14 protein-coding genes and 1 pseudogene are annotated in these 17,480 nt (G+C 65.4%); all 15 read right to left on the bottom strand.

Features of this window, described 5'->3' with window-relative positions; genetic code table 11:
* Positions 1 to 7 precede the first annotated feature (7 nt).
* The 15 genes and pseudogenes from rplP to rpoB all read right to left on the bottom strand — a co-directional run bounded on the left by rplP (position 8) and on the right by rpoB (position 17,358).
* Positions 8 to 421, bottom strand: a complete 414-nt coding sequence (gene rplP / locus IPP91_11945; GenBank protein ID MBL0142779.1) for a 50S ribosomal protein L16 — start codon at positions 419 to 421, stop codon at positions 8 to 10.
* On the bottom strand, positions 405 to 1,115 hold the full coding sequence (gene rpsC / locus IPP91_11940; protein ID MBL0142778.1) for a 30S ribosomal protein S3: 711 nt from the start codon (positions 1,113 to 1,115) through the stop codon (positions 405 to 407). Before rpsC ends, rplP begins: the two co-directional genes overlap by 17 nt.
* Before the next feature lie 10 nt (positions 1,116 to 1,125).
* Positions 1,126 to 1,464, bottom strand: a complete 339-nt coding sequence (rplV, locus tag IPP91_11935) for a 50S ribosomal protein L22 (protein MBL0142777.1) — start codon at positions 1,462 to 1,464, stop codon at positions 1,126 to 1,128.
* Between the two features lie 10 nt (positions 1,465 to 1,474).
* Positions 1,475 to 1,771 (bottom strand): 30S ribosomal protein S19, encoded by a 297-nt coding sequence (rpsS, locus tag IPP91_11930; GenBank protein MBL0142776.1) that lies wholly within the window; start codon positions 1,769 to 1,771, stop codon positions 1,475 to 1,477.
* Between the two features lie 10 nt (positions 1,772 to 1,781).
* Positions 1,782 to 2,603, bottom strand: a complete 822-nt coding sequence (rplB, locus tag IPP91_11925; GenBank protein ID MBL0142775.1) for a 50S ribosomal protein L2 — start codon at positions 2,601 to 2,603, stop codon at positions 1,782 to 1,784.
* A gap of 1 nt (position 2,604) precedes the next feature.
* Positions 2,605 to 2,913 (bottom strand): 50S ribosomal protein L23, encoded by a 309-nt coding sequence (rplW, locus tag IPP91_11920; protein ID MBL0142774.1) that lies wholly within the window; start codon positions 2,911 to 2,913, stop codon positions 2,605 to 2,607.
* The gene (gene rplD, locus IPP91_11915; GenBank protein ID MBL0142773.1) at positions 2,910 to 3,530 is read right to left on the bottom strand and encodes a 50S ribosomal protein L4; all 621 of its coding nucleotides are present in this window, start codon (positions 3,528 to 3,530) and stop codon (positions 2,910 to 2,912) included. The genes rplW and rplD overlap by 4 nt, the downstream gene beginning before the upstream one ends.
* On the bottom strand, positions 3,530 to 4,189 hold the full coding sequence (rplC, locus tag IPP91_11910; GenBank protein MBL0142772.1) for a 50S ribosomal protein L3: 660 nt from the start codon (positions 4,187 to 4,189) through the stop codon (positions 3,530 to 3,532). Before rplC ends, rplD begins: the two co-directional genes overlap by 1 nt.
* 110 nt (positions 4,190 to 4,299) lie before the next feature.
* The gene (gene rpsJ / locus IPP91_11905) at positions 4,300 to 4,620 is read right to left on the bottom strand and encodes a 30S ribosomal protein S10 (protein ID MBL0142771.1); all 321 of its coding nucleotides are present in this window, start codon (positions 4,618 to 4,620) and stop codon (positions 4,300 to 4,302) included.
* A gap of 4 nt (positions 4,621 to 4,624) precedes the next feature.
* On the bottom strand, positions 4,625 to 5,815 hold the full coding sequence (gene tuf, locus IPP91_11900; GenBank protein MBL0142770.1) for an elongation factor Tu: 1,191 nt from the start codon (positions 5,813 to 5,815) through the stop codon (positions 4,625 to 4,627).
* A gap of 18 nt (positions 5,816 to 5,833) precedes the next feature.
* Positions 5,834 to 7,939 carry an elongation factor G gene (fusA, locus tag IPP91_11895; GenBank protein ID MBL0142769.1) on the bottom strand — a complete coding sequence of 702 codons (2,106 nt, stop codon included), beginning with the start codon at positions 7,937 to 7,939 and terminating at the stop codon, positions 5,834 to 5,836.
* Positions 7,940 to 8,005: 66 nt separating this feature from the next.
* Positions 8,006 to 8,476, bottom strand: coding sequence for a 30S ribosomal protein S7 (rpsG, locus tag IPP91_11890; GenBank protein ID MBL0142768.1), 471 nt, complete (start codon positions 8,474 to 8,476; stop codon positions 8,006 to 8,008).
* Between the two features lie 57 nt (positions 8,477 to 8,533).
* On the bottom strand, positions 8,534 to 8,911 hold the full coding sequence (rpsL, locus tag IPP91_11885; protein MBL0142767.1) for a 30S ribosomal protein S12: 378 nt from the start codon (positions 8,909 to 8,911) through the stop codon (positions 8,534 to 8,536).
* A gap of 114 nt (positions 8,912 to 9,025) precedes the next feature.
* A pseudogene (gene rpoC / locus IPP91_11880) lies at positions 9,026 to 13,223 on the bottom strand (DNA-directed RNA polymerase subunit beta').
* A gap of 55 nt (positions 13,224 to 13,278) precedes the next feature.
* Positions 13,279 to 17,358: a DNA-directed RNA polymerase subunit beta gene (gene rpoB, locus IPP91_11875; GenBank protein MBL0142766.1), complete on the bottom strand. Its 4,080-nt coding sequence runs from the start codon at positions 17,356 to 17,358 to the stop codon at positions 13,279 to 13,281.
* Positions 17,359 to 17,480 lie beyond the last annotated feature (122 nt).

The following is a 17,480-nucleotide window of genomic DNA, read 5'->3' as shown; positions in this document are numbered from 1 at the left end:
AATCCCTTCAACCGATGAGGCGGTGCACGAATGTGGTCCGGATCGGGAGCTTCGCCGCGGCGAGCGCGAACGCTTCCCGGGCCAGCGCTTCCTCGACTCCGTCCATCTCGTAGAGAACCTTGCCCGGCACGATCTCCGCCACGAAGTACTCGGGCGAGCCCTTGCCGTTGCCCATGCGGACCTCGGCCGGCTTCTTGGAAATCGGCTTGTCGGGGAAGATGCGGATCCAGATCCGGCCACCCCGCTTGATGTGGCGTGTCATGGCGCGGCGGGCAGCCTCGATCTGGCGCGCGGTGAGGCGGCCCCGGCCGACGGCCTTGAGACCGAACTCGCCGAACGACACCTTGGCGCCATTCGTCGCGACCCCCTTGTTGCGGCCTTTCTGCTCCTTGCGATATTTCCTTCTAGCTGGCTGCAACATGTTTCACCCCCGGTTTCCTGGTCTTTCTCTCCGCTTCGGGCGCTGCGGCCGCCGGCTGCTCACCCTTGCCGAGGACCTCACCCTTGAAGACGAGAACCTGCACGCCGATCTTGCCGTAGGTCGTGCGGGCCTCGGAAAAACCCCACTCGATGTCCGCGCGCAGCGTATGCAGGGGCACGCGGCCTTCGCGATACCACTCGGTGCGCGCGATCTCGGCACCGTTCAGCCTGCCCGCGCTGGTGATCTTGATTCCCTGAGCGCCCAGGCGCATGGCGTTCTGCATCGCGCGTTTCATGGCGCGCCGGAACATCACCCGCTTCTCGAGCTGGCCCGTGATCGAGTCGGCGATGAGCTGCGCGTCGAGCTCGGGCTTGCGAATCTCCTCGATGTTCACGTGGACCGGCACGCCCATGAGCTTCTGCAGGACGTGGCGCAGGCCCTCGATATCCTCGCCCTTCTTGCCGATCACCACGCCCGGGCGCGCCGAGTAGATGGTGATGCGCGCGTTCTTGGCGGGGCGCTCGATGACGACGCGTCCGACCGCGGCGTGCGATAGCTTCTTCTTGAGGTACTCGCGGACCCGGATGTCCTCCAGCAGCATGCCGGGAAAATTCTTGGAGTTCGCGTACCACTTCGACGTCCAGTTGCGGTTGACCGAAAGGCGGAAGCCGATCGGATTGATTTTCTGTCCCATGGTTTTCCCCTTAGTTCCTGCCGTCGCCGACGGTAACGAACACGTGGCAGGAATGCTTCAGCACACGGTTGCCGCGCCCCTTGGCACGCGCGTGGAAGCGCTTGAGCACCGGGCCTTTCTCGACGACGATGCGGGTGATCTTGAGTTCGTCGATGTCGGCGCCGTTGTTGTGCTCGGCGTTCGCGATCGCGCTCTCGAGCACCTTCTTGATGATCACCGCGCCCTTCTTGGGAGTGAAGGCGAGGATGTTGAGCGCGCGATCGACCTTCTGGCCGCGCACCATGTCGGCCACGAGCCGGCCCTTCTGGGCCGAGAGCTTCGCGCCGTAAAGCTTTGCGTCAACTTGCATCGCGGTCTCCTTACTTCTTCGCCGGGGCCGAGGGCGCCGCGACCTTCTTGTCGGCCGAGTGGCCCTTGAAGGTGCGCGTGAGCGCGAACTCGCCCAGCTTGTGGCCGACCATGTTCTCGGTCACGTACACGGGGATGTGCTGCTTGCCATTGTGGACTGCGATGGTGAGGCCGACAAAATCCGGCAGGACAGTGGAACGGCGCGACCAGGTCTTGATCGGGCGCTTGTCCTTGGCCGCGGAAGCGGTCTCCACCTTCTTCATGAGATGCCCATCGACGAACGGGCCCTTCTTGATTGATCGTGACATGTCGGTCCCCTTACGCCTTCTTGTGTCGGCTGCGCACGATCATCGTCTGCGTGCGCTTGTTGGACCGCGTCTTCTTGCCCTTGGCCGGCTGGCCCCACGGGGAGACCGGATGCCGGTTGCCGCGCGTGCGGCCGCCGAGCGGGTGGTCCACCGGGTTCATCGTTTCGCCCCGGACGGTCGGCCTGATGCCACGCCAGCGATTGGCGCCGGCCTTGCCGATCTGCCGCAGGTTGTGCTCCTCGTTGCCCACCTCGCCGATCGTGGCGCGGCAGTCGACGTGGACACGGCGGATCTCGCCAGAGCGCATGCGAAGCTGCGCGTACTCCCCTTCGCGCGCGAGCAGCTGCACCCCGGCGCCGGCGGCGCGCGCGATCTGCGCACCCTTGCCCGGAAGCATCTCGACGCAGTGCACCGTGGTGCCCACCGGGATGTTGCGAAGCGGCAGCGAATTGCCGGTCTTGATCGGCGCCTCCGCACCGCTCTCGACCTTCTGGCCCACGGCGATCCCCTTGGGGGCGATCATGTAGCGGCGCTCGCCATCGGCGTAGCAGAGCAACACGATGTTGGCGCTGCGGTTCGGGTCGTACTCGAGCCGCTCGACCGTCGCCGGGACCCCGTCCTTGTTGCGACGGAAGTCGATCAGGCGATAGTGCTGCTTGTGCCCGCCGCCCTGGTGGCGCGTGGTGATGTTGCCGAAGGAGTTCCGGCCGGCCCGCCTGGACTGCTTCTCCAGGAGCGGGGCGTGCGGCTTGCCCTTGTGCAGGTCGGGGTTGACGACCTTCACCATCGACCGGCGGCCGGGTGAGGTGGGTTTGGTCTTGACGAGGGCCATGTTATGCCACTCCTTCCACGAAGTTGATGTCGCCTTCGCCCTTGAGGCTCACGTACGCCTTCTTGACATCGCGGCGCCGGCCCTCGAAGCGGCCGTGGCGCTTCTGCTTGCCCTTGAGGTTCACCACGTTCACAGCGGCGACTTCCACCTTCTGCTCCTTGAAGAGCAGTTCGACGGCAGCCTTGATTTCGGCCTTGGTCGCGTCCGCGAGCACCTCGAACACGATCTGGCGGTGCTTCTCGCCCACCATCGTCGCCTTCTCCGAAATGATCGGGGCGCGGATGACTTTCATCAGACGTTCGACATTCATGCGAGCGCCTCCTCGAAATGCTTGACCGCGCCGCGGGTAAGCAGGACCTTGGGGAAGCGCACGAGGTTCACCGGATCGGCATGGCGCGCCTCGAGAACCAGCACATTGGGCAGGTTGCGCGAGGAGAGGTAGAGGTTCTCGTCCGGCTGGTCGGTGATGATCAGCACCTCGGAGAGCCCCATCGCCTTGAGTTTCTGAGTGAGCAGCTTCGTCTTGGGCTGGTCGACCGTGAGTGCGTCGACCACCGAAAGGCGTTCCTCGCGGACGAGCTGCGACAGGATCGAAGCCATGCCCGCTCGATACATCTTGCGGTTGACCTTGTGCGTGAAGTTCTCTTCGGGCGAGGACGGGAAGATCTTCCCGCCGCCGCGCCACAGCGGGCTCGACGTCATGCCCGAGCGGGCGCGGCCGGTGCCCTTCTGGCGCCACGGCTTCTTCGTCGAGTGCTTGACGTTTCCGCGGTCCAGTTGCGCGCGCGTTCCCGCGCGGCCGTTGGCCTGGTATGCGACCACGATCTGGTGGACCAGGGCCTCGTTGTATGCGCGTCCGAACAGGGCCTCGGAGGCGGCCACTGGGGCGAGAGCCTCGCCCCTTTCGTTGATGACCTTGAGTTCCATCACTTGCCTCCCTTCGGCGCCTTGGCTTTCACGCTGGGAAGCAGCACCACGCTGCCGTTCTTCGCGCCGGGCACCGATCCCCTCACCATGACGAGGCCGCGCTCGGCATCCACGCGGGCCACTTCGAGCAACTGGACCGTGCGCTGAACGTTGCCGAGGTGGCCGGCCATGCGCTTGCCCGGGAAGACGCGGCCGGGATCCTGCGCCATGCCGATCGAACCGGGGCTGTTGTGCGACCGCGAGTTGCCGTGCGACGCGCGGTTCGACGAGAAGTGGTAGCGCTTGATGACGCCCGCGTACCCCTTGCCGATGGAAGTCCCGGTGACGTCGACTTTCTGGCCGACCTGGAACATGTCCACCTTGAGCTCGGCGCCCACCGCAAGCTCGGCGAGAGCCTCGGGAGAGACGCGGAATTCGCTGAGGACACTGCCTGCCTCGACCCCGGCCTTGGCGAAGTGGCCGGCCATGGCCTTGGTCACGCGCGATGCGCGACGCTTGCCGAACGCCACCTGTATGGCGCAATAGCCGTCGCCATCGGCGGTCTTGATCTGGGTGACGCGGTTGCCCGCGCAATCGAGCACCGTCACGGGGACGCTGCTGCCGTCCTCGTTGAAGATGCGCATCATGCCGACCTTCCGGCCGACGAGTCCGAGACTCATCTTCTTTCCTTTCTTCTTGTTCGCCCGCCGGATTCCCCGCGGGTGCCAGCTGCAATTGGCCGGCCATTCACCTTCCGTCCGGGCGGCTGCCGGGACGGTCCATCCATTCGCTACAGCTTGATCTCCACGTCGACCCCGGCCGGCAGGTCGAGTTTCATGAGTGCATCGACCGTCTTGTCGGTCGGATCGATGATGTCCATCAGGCGCAGGTGCGTGCGGATCTCGAACTGGTCACGCGACGTCTTGTTCTTGTGCGGCGAGCGCAGGACGTCGAAGCGCTCGATGCGGGTGGGCATCGGCACCGGCCCTTTCACGACCGCACCCGTGCGCTTGGCGGTTTCCACGATTTCCTGCGCCGACTGGTCGATCAGCTTGTAGTCGAACGCCTTGAGGCGGATGCGGATCTTCTGCTTGCCGGGATTCTGGGCCATGGTCCTACTCCAGGATCTTGGTGACGACGCCGGCACCGACGGTGCGGCCACCTTCGCGGATGGCGAAGCGTAGCCCGTCCTCCATCGCGATCGGCGCAATCAGCGTCACCACCATCTTGATGTTGTCGCCAGGCATCACCATCTCGACGCCCGACGGCAACTCCAGCGAACCGGTCACGTCCGTCGTGCGGAAATAGAACTGCGGACGGTAGCCGTTGAAGAACGGCGTGTGACGACCGCCCTCCTCCTTGCTCAGCACGTACACCTCGCACTCGAACTTCGTGTGCGGCGTGATCGAGCCGGGCTTGGCCAGCACCTGGCCGCGCTCCACCTCCTCGCGCTTCGTGCCCCGCAGCAGCACCCCCACGTTGTCCCCGGCCTGCCCCTGATCCAGCAGCTTCCTGAACATCTCCACCCCCGTGCACACGGTCTTCACCGTCGCCCGCAGGCCCACGATCTCGATCTCCTCGCCCACCTTCACCACGCCGCGCTCCACGCGCCCCGTCACCACCGTCCCGCGACCCGAAATGGAGAACACGTCCTCCACCGGCATCAGGAACGCCCCGTCAATGGCCCGCTCCGGCTGCGGAATGTAGGTGTCGAGCGCGTCCGCCAGCTTCATGATCGAACCCTCGCCCAGGTCCCCCGTGTCCCCCTCCAGCGCCTTCAGCGCCGAACCGATCACGATCGGGGTCTTGTCCCCGGGAAACTTGTACTTCGAAAGCAGCTCGCGAATCTCCATCTCGACCAGCTCCAGCAGCTCCTGGTCATCGACCATGTCCGCCTTGTTCATGTACACGATGATGTAGGGCACCCCCACCTGGCGCGCCAGCAGGATGTGCTCGCGCGTCTGCGGCATCGGGCCGTCGGCCGCCGACACCACCAGGATCGCACCGTCCATCTGCGCCGCCCCCGTGATCATGTTCTTGATGTAGTCCGCATGGCCCGGGCAGTCCACGTGCGCGTAGTGCCGATTCTTCGTCTGGTACTCGACGTGCGCCGTGTTGATCGTGATCCCGCGCGCCTTCTCCTCCGGCGCCGCATCGATCTGGGCGTACGCCTTCGCCTCGCCACCGAACTTCTTCGACAAAACCAGCGTCAGCGCCGCCGTCAGCGTCGTCTTCCCGTGGTCCACGTGGCCAATCGTCCCCACGTTCACGTGCGGCTTGGTCCGCTCAAACTTGCCCTTTGCCATTTCGATTCCTCGTGAATATCAGGCTGCAGCTTTCTGGTTGATGATCGCTTCGGCGACGTTCTTCGGCGCCTCGGAGTAGTGCTTGAATTCCATGGTGTAGGTGGCGCGGCCCTGGGTCGCCGAGCGCAGGCTCGTCGAGTAGCCGAACATCTCCGACAGCGGCACCTCGGCCTTGATCACCTTCCCGCCGCCGGGAATGTCGTCCATGCCCTGCAGATGGCCGCGGCGGGACGCAAGATCCCCCATTACCGAGCCGGCGTATTCCTCGGGAGTCTCGACCTCCACGGCCATCATCGGTTCGAGCAGCACCGGGTTCGCCCGGCGCATGCCCTCCTTGAAGCCGATGGAGGCGGCCATCTTGAAGGCGTTCTCGTTCGAATCGACCTCGTGGTACGAGCCGTAGTGCAGCGTCACCTTCACGTCCACGACGGGGTATCCGGCCAGCACGCCAGCCGGCAGCGTCTCGCGCAGGCCCTTTTCCACCGCGGGAATGAATTCGCGCGGCACGGCGCCGCCCTTGATGGCGTCGACGAACTCGAAGCCCTTGCCGGCTTCCTGGGGCTCCACCTTGAGCACGACGTGGCCGTACTGGCCGCGGCCGCCCGACTGCTTGATGAACTTGCCCTCGACCGAGTCGACCACCTTGCGGATCGTCTCGCGGTAGGCGACCTGGGGCTTGCCCACGCTCGCCTCGACGCCGAACTCGCGCCGCATGCGGTCCACGATGATCTCGAGGTGGAGCTCGCCCATGCCGGCGATGATCGTCTGGCCGCTTTCCTCGTCGGTGTGGACGCGGAACGACGGGTCTTCCTGGGCCAGGCGGTTGAGGGCGATGCCCATCTTTTCCTGGTCCGCCTTGGTCTTCGGCTCCACGGCCTGCGAGATCACGGGTTCCGGGAACACCATGCGCTCCAGGATGATGATCTTGTCGGGGTTGCAGAGCGTGTCGCCCGTCGTCGCCTCCCGCAGGCCGACCGCGGCGGCGATGTCGCCCGCGCGGACTTCCTTGATTTCCTCGCGCTGGTTGGCGTGCATCTGCAGGATCCGGCCGATGCGCTCCTTCTTGTGCTTGATCGGGTTGTAGATCGTGTCGCCGGAATTGATGACGCCGGAGTAGACGCGGAAGAAGATGAGCTGACCGACGAACGGGTCGGTCATGATCTTGAATGCGAGGCCCGAGAAGGGCTCGTCGTCCGCAGCGCGCCGCTCGGTCGGCTCGCCGTTCTCGAGCTCGCCCGTCACCGGCGGGATATCCGTTGGCGCGGGCATGTAGTCGATCACGCCGTCGAGCATGGCCTGCACGCCCTTGTTCTTGAACGCCGAGCCGCACATCATCGGCACGATCTCGCTCGCGATCGTGCGCGTGCGGATGCCGAGCTTGACTTCGGCTTCCGTGAGGCTGCCCGACTCGAGGTACTTGTTCATGAGCTCTTCGCTGGCCTCGGCGGCGCTCTCGACCATCTTCTCGCGCCATTCCTTGGCGGTCTCGACGAGGTCGGCCGGGATCTCGCGCAGGTCGAACTTCATGCCCTGGGAGGCCTCGTCCCAGTAGATCGCCTTCATGCGGATGAGGTCGACCACGCCCTCGAACTTGTCCTCGGCGCCGATGGGAATCTGGACCGGGACGGGGTTCGCCTTGAGGCGCGACTTCATCTGGTCGTAGACCTTGAAGAAGTTGGCGCCGGTGCGGTCCATCTTGTTGACGAAGGCGAGGCGCGGCACGCCGTACTTGTTGGCCTGCCGCCATACCGTCTCGGACTGGGGCTGAACGCCGCCAACCGCGCAATAGACCATGCAAGCACCATCGAGCACGCGCATGGAGCGCTCGACCTCGATCGTGAAGTCGACGTGGCCAGGCGTGTCGATGATGTTGACGCGGTGCTCCGGAAGATTGCCGTCCATCCCCTTCCAGAAGCAGGTCGTCGCGGCCGAGGTGATCGTGATGCCGCGTTCGCGCTCCTGCTCCATCCAGTCCATGACGGTCGCGCCATCGTGGACCTCGCCCATCTTGTGCGAGACGCCCGTGTAGAAAAGGATCCGCTCCGTGGTCGTGGTCTTGCCGGCGTCGATGTGCGCCGAGATGCCGATGTTGCGGTAGCGGTCGATGGGGGTCTTGCGGGCCACGGTTTGCTCTACTTTCGTTTCGTGCCGCCGAACCTGGTTGGCGGCTCGCGGCGGGTTTCGCTTCGGCTAGAAGCGGTAGTGGGCGAAGGCCTTGTTGGCCTCGGCCATGCGGTGAACTTCCTCGCGCTTCTTCACGGCGCCGCCACGGCCTTCCGCGGCCTCGAGGAGCTCGTTGGCGAGCCGCTGGCCCATGCTCTTCTCGCCGCGCTTGCGGGCGGCCTCGCGCAGCCAGCGCATGGCGAGCGCGGTGCGGCGGACCGGGCGAACCTCGACCGGCACCTGGTAGTTCGCGCCGCCGACGCGCCGGCTCTTCACTTCCACCATCGGCTTCACGTTGCTGATCGCCGCGCCGAAGACCTCGAAGGGATCCTTGCCCGACTTCTTCGCGATCTGGTCGAGGGCGCCGTACATGATCCGCTCGGCAACGCTCTTCTTGCCGCGGGTCATCAGCACGTTGATGAACTTCGCGACTTCCTCGCTCTTGAACTTGGGATCCGGCAGGATCTCGCGCTTGGGGACTTCTCTGCGGCGGGGCATAGGTCTTTATCCGTTCAGTAAATGTATGTCTGGCGACTTCCGGCCAGTTGCCTGGGGCTACGCGGCCTTCGGCCGCTTGGTGCCGTACTTCGAGCGCGACTGCTTGCGGTCCTTCACCCCGGCGGTGTCGAGGCTGCCGCGAACCATGTGGTAACGCACGCCCGGAAGGTCCTTTACGCGGCCCCCGCGGATGAGCACCACCGAGTGTTCCTGGAGGTTGTGCCCTTCGCCACCGATGTAGCTGATGACCTCGTAGCCGTTGGTCAGGCGCACCTTGGCGACTTTCCGCAGCGCCGAGTTCGGCTTCTTCGGGGTGGTGGTGTAGACGCGGGTGCACACGCCCCGCTTCTGGGGGCTGCCGCCGAGGGCGGGCACCTTGCTCTTGGTGACGGCCTTCTGGCGCGGCTTGCGAAGCAACTGATTGATCGTGGGCATGTTTTTTCGTCCGATGGTCGTTCGGGCCCCCTACCGGGAGCCCGGTTCCGCCGCCCCAAATGGAAAAAGGCGGCGGAAAAAAGCTCTCAAGTTTAGGGGTTTAGGTCATTTCAGTCAAGCAACCTGCTCGCTGCCGACGTCGGCGTCGTCGACGGCAAACGTGAAGGACGCCCCCGCCGCCTCCGCTTCGGCATCCTTCTTGCGGGTCATGTGGTAGGCGAGGCCCGTTCCGGCCGGGATGAGGCGCCCGACGATGACGTTCTCCTTGAGGCCGCGCAGGTCGTCCTTCTTGCCCATGATCGCCGCCTCGGTGAGCACTCGCGTGGTCTCCTGGAAGGAGGCCGCGGAAATGAAGGAGTCGGTCGAAAGCGACGCCTTGGTGATGCCCAGGAGCATGTACTGGGTGGTGCAAGGCTTCTTGTCGGCTGCCCGGGCGCGATCGTTCTCCGCCAGGACCTCGGCGCGTTCGACCTGTTCGCCGGTGATGAACCGGGTCTCGCCCGGGTCCACGATCTGCAACCGGCGCAGCATCTGGCGGACGATCACCTCGATGTGCTTGTCGTTGATCTTCACGCCCTGCAGGCGATAGACGTCCTGGACCTCGTCGATGATGTAGCGGGCCAGCGCCTCCATCCCCTGGAGCCGCAGGATGTCGTGCGGGTCGGCGGGGCCGTCGACGATCATCTCGCCCTTGTTCACCACCTGCCCGTCGTGCACGGAGATGTGCTTTTCCTTCGGGATGAGGTACTCGTGGGCGGCACCGTCGAAATCGGTGATGATCAGGCGCTGCTTGCCCTTCGTGTCCTTGCCGAACGAAACCGTTCCGGTGATCTCGGCGAGCAGCCCGGCGTCCTTCGGGGAGCGCGCCTCGAAGAGCTCCGCCACGCGCGGCAGGCCGCCCGTGATGTCGCGCGTCTTGGACGACTCCTGCGGGATGCGCGCGAGCACGTCGCCCACGTTCAGGCTCTGCCCGTTCTTCACCGTGATGATCGCGCCGATCTGGAACGTGTAGTTCACGGAAGTATCGCTTCCGGCGAGCTTCACGTCCTTGCCCTTCTCGTTCAGGAGCTTCACCGCAGGCCGCAGGCCCTTCGCGGCGGCACCGGCCTTGCGCTTCGGGTCGATGACGACCAGGCTCGAAAGGCCCGTCGTCTCGTCGATCTGCTTGGCGACGGTGACCCCCTCCTCGACGTTCTCGAACCGGACTTCTCCCGCGTACTCCGTGATGATCGGGCGGGTGAGCGGATCCCAGGTGCCCAACGACTGGCCGGCCTTGACCTTGGAGCCGTCGCGCACGGCCAGCGTGGCGCCATACGGAATCTTGTGGCGCTCGCGCTCGCGGCCGTTGTCGTCGGTGATGATGATCTCGCCGTTGCGCGAGATGACGATCTGTTCATCACGGGAGTTCGTCACGTAGCGCATGGTGGGCGCGAAGCGCACGACGCCGTTGGACTTGGACTCCACGGAGCTAGCAACCGCCGCCCGCGAGGCCGCACCACCGATGTGGAACGTGCGCATCGTGAGCTGCGTCCCCGGCTCTCCGATGGACTGGGCGGCGATGACGCCGACCGCCTCGCCCACGTTCACGAGCGCGCCCCGGCCGAGGTCCCGACCGTAGCACTTGGCGCACAGGCCGTAGCGCGTTTCGCAGGTAAGGGGGGTGCGGACCTTCACCTCGTCGACACCGAGGGCCTCGATGTTCGCCACCCCGCTCTCATCCAGAAGGGTGCCTGCGGCGATGATCATCTGCTGCGACTCGGGGTGGACCACCTCGGTCGCCGTGACGCGGCCCAGGATGCGCTCGCGAAGCGCCTCCACCACCTCGCCGCCCTCGACCAGCGCCTTCATGGCCATTCCCAGCGTGGTGCCGCAATCGTCCTCGATCACCACCAGGTCCTGCGTCACGTCGACCAGGCGGCGCGTCAGGTAGCCGGAGTTGGCGGTCTTGAGCGCGGTGTCGGCCAGGCCCTTTCGGGCGCCGTGCGTCGAGATGAAGTACTGCAGGACGTTCAGCCCTTCGCGGAAGTTCGCCGTGATGGGCGTCTCGATGATCGAGCCGTCCGGCTTCGCCATCAGGCCGCGCATGCCGGCGAGCTGGCGGATCTGCGCCGCGGAGCCGCGCGCGCCCGAGTCGGCCATCATGTAGATGGCGTTGAAAGACTCCTGGGTCGTCTCCTTGCCCTTGCGGTCGAGGACCTTCTCGTTGCCGAGCTGGTCCATCATCGCCTTGGCGATCTGGTCGCCGGCGCGGCCCCAGATGTCGACCACCTTGTTGTAGCGCTCGCCCTGGGTCACCAGGCCCGAGGTGTACTGGCGCTCGATCTCCTTCACTTCCTTCTCCGACTCGCCGATGATCACCGCCTTCTGGACGGGGATCAGCAGGTCGTCCACGCAGATCGACAGGCCCGCGCGCGTGGCGTAGCCGAAGCCCGTGTACATGAGCTTGTCGGCGAAGATCACCGTCTCGCGGATGCCGCAGCGGCGGAAGGCCTCGTTGATGAGCTTCGAGATCTCCTTCTTCTTCAACGCCTTGTTGATGACGGAGAACGGCAGCCCCGCCGGCAGGATCTCCGACAGGAGCGCACGGCCGACCGTCGTCTCGTGGCGCGCGATCACTTCGCTGAGCTCGCCGGACTCTTCGCGCCGGGACTCGCGGATTCGCACCGTGATCCTGGCGTGCAGCTCGACGCCGCCCGACTCGTACGCGCGACTCACCTCGGCCACGTTGGAAAAGAGCGAACCCTCGCCGCGCGCGTTGATGCGCTCGCGGGTGGCGTAGTAGAGGCCGAGCACGATGTCCTGCGAGGGCACGATGACCGGCTCGCCGTGGGCGGTGTGCAGCACGTTGTTCGACGAAAGCATGAGCGTGCGCGCTTCCATCTGTGCTTCCAGGGAGATGGGCACGTGGACGGCCATCTGGTCGCCGTCGAAGTCGGCGTTGAACGCCGCACAGACGAGCGGGTGCAGCTGGATCGCCTTGCCCTCGATCAGGACCGGCTCGAAGGCCTGGATGCCGAGGCGGTGCAGGGTGGGCGCGCGGTTGAGCAGCACCGGGTGCTCGCGGATCACGTCCTCGAGGATGTCCCACACCACCGGCTCCTGGCTTTCCACCATGCGCTTGGCCGCCTTGATGGTCGTCGCGAGTCCCATCACTTCCAGCTTGTGGAAGATGAAGGGCTTGAAGAGCTCGAGCGCCATGAGCTTCGGAAGGCCGCACTGGTGGAGCTTGAGCGTCGGGCCCACCACGATCACGGAGCGGCCCGAGTAGTCGACGCGCTTGCCGAGCAGGTTCTGGCGGAAGCGGCCGCTCTTGCCCTTGATCATGTCGGCCAGCGACTTGAGAGCGCGCTTGTTGGCGCCCGTCATCGCCTTGCCGCGGCGACCGTTGTCGAGCAGGGAGTCCACCGCCTCCTGGAGCATGCGCTTCTCGTTGCGCACGATGATCTCCGGGGCCTTCAGTTCGAGCAGGCGCTTGAGGCGGTTGTTGCGGTTGATCACGCGCCGATAGAGGTCGTTCAGGTCGGAAGTCGCGAAGCGGCCGCCGTCCAGGGGAACGAGGGGGCGAAGGTCCGGCGGCAGGACCGGCAGGACCTCCATCACCATCCAGTCGGGCTTGATGCCGGACTTGCTGAACGCCTCCAGCACCTTGAGGCGCTTGGAGATCTTCTTGATCTTGGTTTCGGAGCCTGGTGGCGGCGAGATCCTTCCTGAGCGTCTCGATCTCGTGGCCGACGTCGAGCGCCCTGAGCAGCGCGCGAATGCCCTCCGCGCCCATGGAGGCGTGAAAGTCGTCACCGTACTCCTCCAGCTTGGCGAGGAAGTCATCCTCGGAGAGGAGCTGGCAGCGGTTGAGGGGGGTCATGCCCGGATCCGTGACGACGTAGGCCTCGAAGTAGAGGACCCGCTCGATATCGCGAAGCGTCATGTCGAGCACCATTCCGAGCCGGGACGGCAGGCTCTTCAGGAACCAGATGTGCGCGACGGGGCTCGCGAGCTCGATGTGGCCCATGCGCTCGCGGCGCACCTTGGTGAGCGTGACCTCGACGCCGCACTTCTCGCAGATGACGCCGCGGTGCTTCAGGCGCTTGTACTTGCCGCAAAGGCACTCGTAGTCCTTCGTCGGGCCGAAGATCTTGGCGCAGAAGAGGCCGTCGCGCTCGGGCTTGAAGGTGCGGTAGTTGATGGTCTCGGGCTTCTTCACCTCGCCGTAGGACCACGACCGGATCTTGTCCGGGGAGGCGAGGCCGATGCGGATCGCGTCGAATTCCTCTTCCTGGGTGACCTGTTTGAACAGATCGAGCAATGCTTTCATCCGATTTCTCCTGGGGCGTTCGCTGCTTGGACGCGCTTGATTGGGTGTTTCCCGGTCAGTAGCGTTCGAGATCGATGTCGATCGCGAGCGAACGGATTTCCTTCACCAGCACGTTGAACGACTCGGGCATTCCCGCCTCGATCTTGTGCTCTCCCTTCACGATGCTCTCGTAGACCTTGGTGCGACCCTGCGTGTCGTCGGACTTGACGGTGAGCATTTCCTGCAGGGTGTAGGCCGCGCCGTAGGCCTCGAGCGCCCAGACTTCCATCTCGCCGAAGCGCTGGCCGCCGAACTGCGCCTTGCCGCCCAGCGGCTGCTGCGTGACGAGCGAGTACGGGCCGGTCGAGCGCGCGTGCATCTTGTCGTCCACGAGATGGTGCAGCTTCAGGATGTGCATGTAACCCACCGTCACTTCGCGGTCGAACGCGTCGCCGGTGCGGCCGTCATGCAGTGCGATCTGACCACTGCGGGGCAACCCGGCCAGCTCGAGCATGTCCTTGATCTCGGCCTCGGTCGCGCCGTCGAAAACCGGCGTGGCGAAGGGCACGCCCCTGGAGAGGTTCTCCGAAAGCTCGATGACCTCCGCGTCCGTGAAGGCTGCGAGGTCCTCCTTCTTGCCGGTGGAGTTGTAGATCTTGTCCAGGTACTTGCGCAGCTTGGACACGCTCTCGTGGCCGCGGAGCATCTCGCCGATCTTCTGGCCCAGCCCCTTGGCCGCCCACCCGAGGTGGGTCTCGAGGATCTGGCCAACGTTCATCCGCGACGGCACGCCCAGGGGATTGAGAACGATGTCGACGGAGGTGCCGTCCGCCATGAACGGCATGTCCTCCACGGGCACGATCTTGGAGATCACGCCCTTGTTGCCGTGGCGCCCGGCCATCTTGTCGCCTGGCTGAAGCCGGCGCTTGACCGCGACATACACCTTCACCATCTTCTGCACGCCCGGCGGCAGCTCGTCGCCCTGCGTGAGCTTCTTCTTCTTCTCCTCGAAGGCGCGGTCGAACTCCTTGCGGGTGAGGTCGAGCGATTCGCGCAGCTGCTCGAGCTGGGCGGCGCCTTCCTCGTCGGCGAGCCGGATGTCGAACCACTCGTGGCGCTCGAGTTCGGCAAGGTAGGCCTTGGAGAGCTTCGCACCCCTGGCCAGCTTCTTCGGGCCGCCCTTGGCGGCCTTGCCGTTGAGCATGCGCTCCAGGCGTGCGAACAGGTCGTCCTCGACGATGCGCAGCTGGTCGTGGAGGTCCTTGCGGTAGTCCTTGAGCTGGTCGTCGATGATCTGCTGGGCGCGCTTGTCGCGCTGGATTCCCTCGCGGGTGAACACCTGCACGTCGATCACGCAGCCGGAGATGCCGGAAGGCACCCTGAGGCTGGTGTCCTTCACGTCGGAGGCCTTCTCGCCGAAGATCGCACGCAGGAGCTTCTCCTCCGGCGTGAGCTGGGTCTCGCCCTTGGGCGTCACCTTGCCGACGAGGACGTCGCCCGCCTCGACCTCGGCGCCGATGTACACGATGCCGGATTCGTCGAGCCGCGCGAGCATGCGCTCGGACAGGTTCGAGATGTCCCGCGTGATCTCCTCGGGGCCGAGCTTGGTGTCCCGGGCGACGACCACCAGCTCCTCGATGTGGATCGAGGTGTAGCGGTCGTCGGCGACCACGCGCTCGGAGATGAGGATCGAGTCCTCGAAGTTGTAACCGTTCCACGGCATGAACGCGACGAGGAGATTCTGGCCGAGGGCGAGTTCGCCCATGTCGGTCGAGGCCCCGTCGGCGATCACGTCGCCCGCGGCGATCACGTCGCCCACCTTCACCAAGGGACGCTGGTTGATGTTCGTGTTCTGGTTGGAGCGCGTGTACTTCGTGAGGTTGTAGATGTCGACGCCCGCCTTGCCGGCATCGGTCTCGCTGTCGTTCACCCGCGTCACGATTCGGCCCGCATCGACGTAATCGACGCGCCCGCCCCGTCGCGCCTGGACGGCGGTGCCGGAGTCGATCGCGACCGTGCGCTCGATGCCGGTTCCGACGAACGGCTTCTCGGCGCGAAGACACGGCACCGCCTGGCGCTGCATGTTCGAACCCATGAGGGCGCGGTTCGCGTCGTCGTGCTCGAGGAACGGGATGAGCGAGGCGGCAACCGACACGATCTGCGAGGGCGCCACGTCGATGTACTCGATCCTGTCCGGAGCCGAGAGGGTGAATTCGTTGCGGTGACGGCAGGAGACCAGCTCGTCGACGAAGTGACCGGACTTGTCGAGGGCCGCGTTCGCCTGGGCGATCACGTACTTGCCTTCCTCGATCGCCGACAGGAACTCGATGTCCTTCGTGACTTTCCTGTCCTTCACGCGGCGATAGGGCGTCTCGATGAAGCCGTAGTCGTTGGTGCGCGCGTACAGGGCGAGCGAGTTGATGAGGCCGATGTTCGGGCCTTCAGGCGTCTCGATCGGGCACACGCGGCCGTAGTGGGTCGGGTGCACGTCGCGCACCTCGAAGCCGGCGCGCTCGCGCGTGAGGCCCCCGGGTCCGAGCGCCGAGATGCGGCGCTTGTGCGTGATCTCGGAGAGCGGGTTCGTCTGGTCCATGAACTGCGAGAGCTGGCTGGAGCCGAAGAACTCCTTGATCGCGGCGGAGACGGGCTTCGCGTTGATGAGGTCGTGCGGCATCAGGTTCTCGCTCTCGGCCTGCGAGAGGCGCTCGCGCACCGCGCGCTCGACGCGCACGAGGCCGGAGCGGAACTGGTTCTCCGCAAGCTCGCCGACGGAGCGCACGCGGCGGTTTCCGAGATGGTCGATGTCGTCGATCTCGCCGCGGCCGTTGCGCAGCTCCACCAGGATGCGGATGACCGCGACGATGTCCTCGGTCGAGAGCGTCATCGCGCCGGTGAGCTCGTCCCTGCCCACGCGGCGGTTGAACTTCATGCGGCCCACGTCCGACAGGTCGTAGCGGTCCTCGCTGAAGAAGAGCCCGTTGAAGAGGGTCTTCACGGCCTCCTCGGTCGGCGGCTCGCCGGGGCGCATCATGCGGTAGATCGCGACCTGGGCGTTCAGCTGGTCGACCGATTCGTCGATGCGCAGTGTCTGCGAGATGTACGGTCCCTGGTCGAGGTCGTTCACGTAAATCGTCTGCACCTGCTCGACTGCGGCCTCCTCGAACTTCTTGAGGAGGATCTCGGTGATCTCCTCGTTGGCGTTGGCGACGATCTCGCCGGTCTCCTTGTTGACGATGCCCTTGGCGAGCGTGCGCCCGAGGAGGAAATCGGGCTCGACGGAGAGCTTCTTCATTCCGGCGGCCTCCATCTCGCGGATGTGCTTCACCGTGATGCGCTTGTCCTTCTGGACGATCGTCTTGCCGGCCTTGGTGACGATGTCGAAGCGGGCGATCTCGCCCTTCAGGCGCTCGGGCACGACATCGAACTCGATGCCCTTCTTGCCGAAGTGGAACGTGTCGAACGCGAAGAACTCGGCGAGGATGCGCTCGGGCGTGTAGCCCAGCGCCTTCAGGAGGATGGTGACCGGCATCTTGCGGCGGCGGTCGACGCGGAAGTACAGGAAGTCCTTCGGGTCGAACTCGAAGTCGAGCCAGGAGCCGCGGTAGGGAATCACGCGGGCGGAGAAGAGGAGCTTGCCGGAGGAGTGGGTCTTGCCGCGGTCGTGCTCGAAGAAGACGCCAGGGGAGCGGTGGAGCTGGCTCACGATCACGCGCTCGGTCCCGTTCACGACGAAGGAGCCGTTTCGCGTCATGAGCGGGATCTCGCCCATGTACACCTCCTGCTCCTTCACTTCCTTGACCGTCGGCTTGGTCGCCTCGCGGTCCATGATCGTGAGCCGCACCTTGGCGCGCAGGGGGCTGGCGAACGTGAGGCCGCGCTGCTGGCACTCGACCACGTCGAACGGGGGCTCGCCGAGGGCGAAGCTCACGAATTCCAGGCGCGCGTTGCCCGAATGGCTGGAGATCGGGAAGACGGATGTGAAGGCCGACTGCAGGCCGGCATCGCGGCGCTCGCTCGGAGGCACCTCGGCCTGCAGGAAATCGGCGTAGGAATCGAGCTGCGTGGCCAGGAGGAACGGCACGTCGAGGACGGCCGCCCGCTTGGCGAAACTCTTGCGAATGCGCTTCTTCTCGGTGAACGAGTAGGTCGTGGTCATGATGGCTCCGTGAATCCCGCGGGCGCGTGCGCGCCCGTTGCACCCGACTGGTGCTCATGGCCTGGTGGCTGGCCCCTACCAGCCGCTGGCGGACAGCCGCACGGGATGCGGCCCGACCAAAC

This window comes from Betaproteobacteria bacterium, from assembly GCA_016720855.1.
Lineage (GTDB): Bacteria > Pseudomonadota > Gammaproteobacteria > Burkholderiales > Usitatibacteraceae > FEB-7.
Note: the sequence above shows the minus strand (reverse complement) of the source record. Positions and strands in the feature narration are given on the sequence as shown.

Bases quoted from the DNA above. Each gene is read 5' to 3' on its own strand.
- rplP (MBL0142779.1), bottom strand. From the start codon at position 421: ATGTTGCAGCCAGCTAGAAGGAAATATCGCAAGGAGCAGAAAGGCCGC.
- rpsC (MBL0142778.1), bottom strand. From the start codon at position 1,115: ATGGGACAGAAAATCAATCCGATCGGCTTCCGCCTTTCGGTCAACCGC.
- rplV (MBL0142777.1), bottom strand. From the start codon at position 1,464: ATGCAAGTTGACGCAAAGCTTTACGGCGCGAAGCTCTCGGCCCAGAAG.
- rpsS (MBL0142776.1), bottom strand. From the start codon at position 1,771: ATGTCACGATCAATCAAGAAGGGCCCGTTCGTCGATGGGCATCTCATG.
- rplB (MBL0142775.1), bottom strand. From the start codon at position 2,603: ATGGCCCTCGTCAAGACCAAACCCACCTCACCCGGCCGCCGGTCGATG.
- rplW (MBL0142774.1), bottom strand. From the start codon at position 2,913: ATGAATGTCGAACGTCTGATGAAAGTCATCCGCGCCCCGATCATTTCG.
- rplD (MBL0142773.1), bottom strand. From the start codon at position 3,530: ATGGAACTCAAGGTCATCAACGAAAGGGGCGAGGCTCTCGCCCCAGTG.
- rplC (MBL0142772.1), bottom strand. From the start codon at position 4,189: ATGAGTCTCGGACTCGTCGGCCGGAAGGTCGGCATGATGCGCATCTTC.
- rpsJ (MBL0142771.1), bottom strand. From the start codon at position 4,620: ATGGCCCAGAATCCCGGCAAGCAGAAGATCCGCATCCGCCTCAAGGCG.
- tuf (MBL0142770.1), bottom strand. From the start codon at position 5,815: ATGGCAAAGGGCAAGTTTGAGCGGACCAAGCCGCACGTGAACGTGGGG.
- rpsG (MBL0142768.1), bottom strand. From the start codon at position 8,476: ATGCCCCGCCGCAGAGAAGTCCCCAAGCGCGAGATCCTGCCGGATCCC.
- rpsL (MBL0142767.1), bottom strand. From the start codon at position 8,911: ATGCCCACGATCAATCAGTTGCTTCGCAAGCCGCGCCAGAAGGCCGTC.
- rpoB (MBL0142766.1), bottom strand. From the start codon at position 17,358: ATGACCACGACCTACTCGTTCACCGAGAAGAAGCGCATTCGCAAGAGT.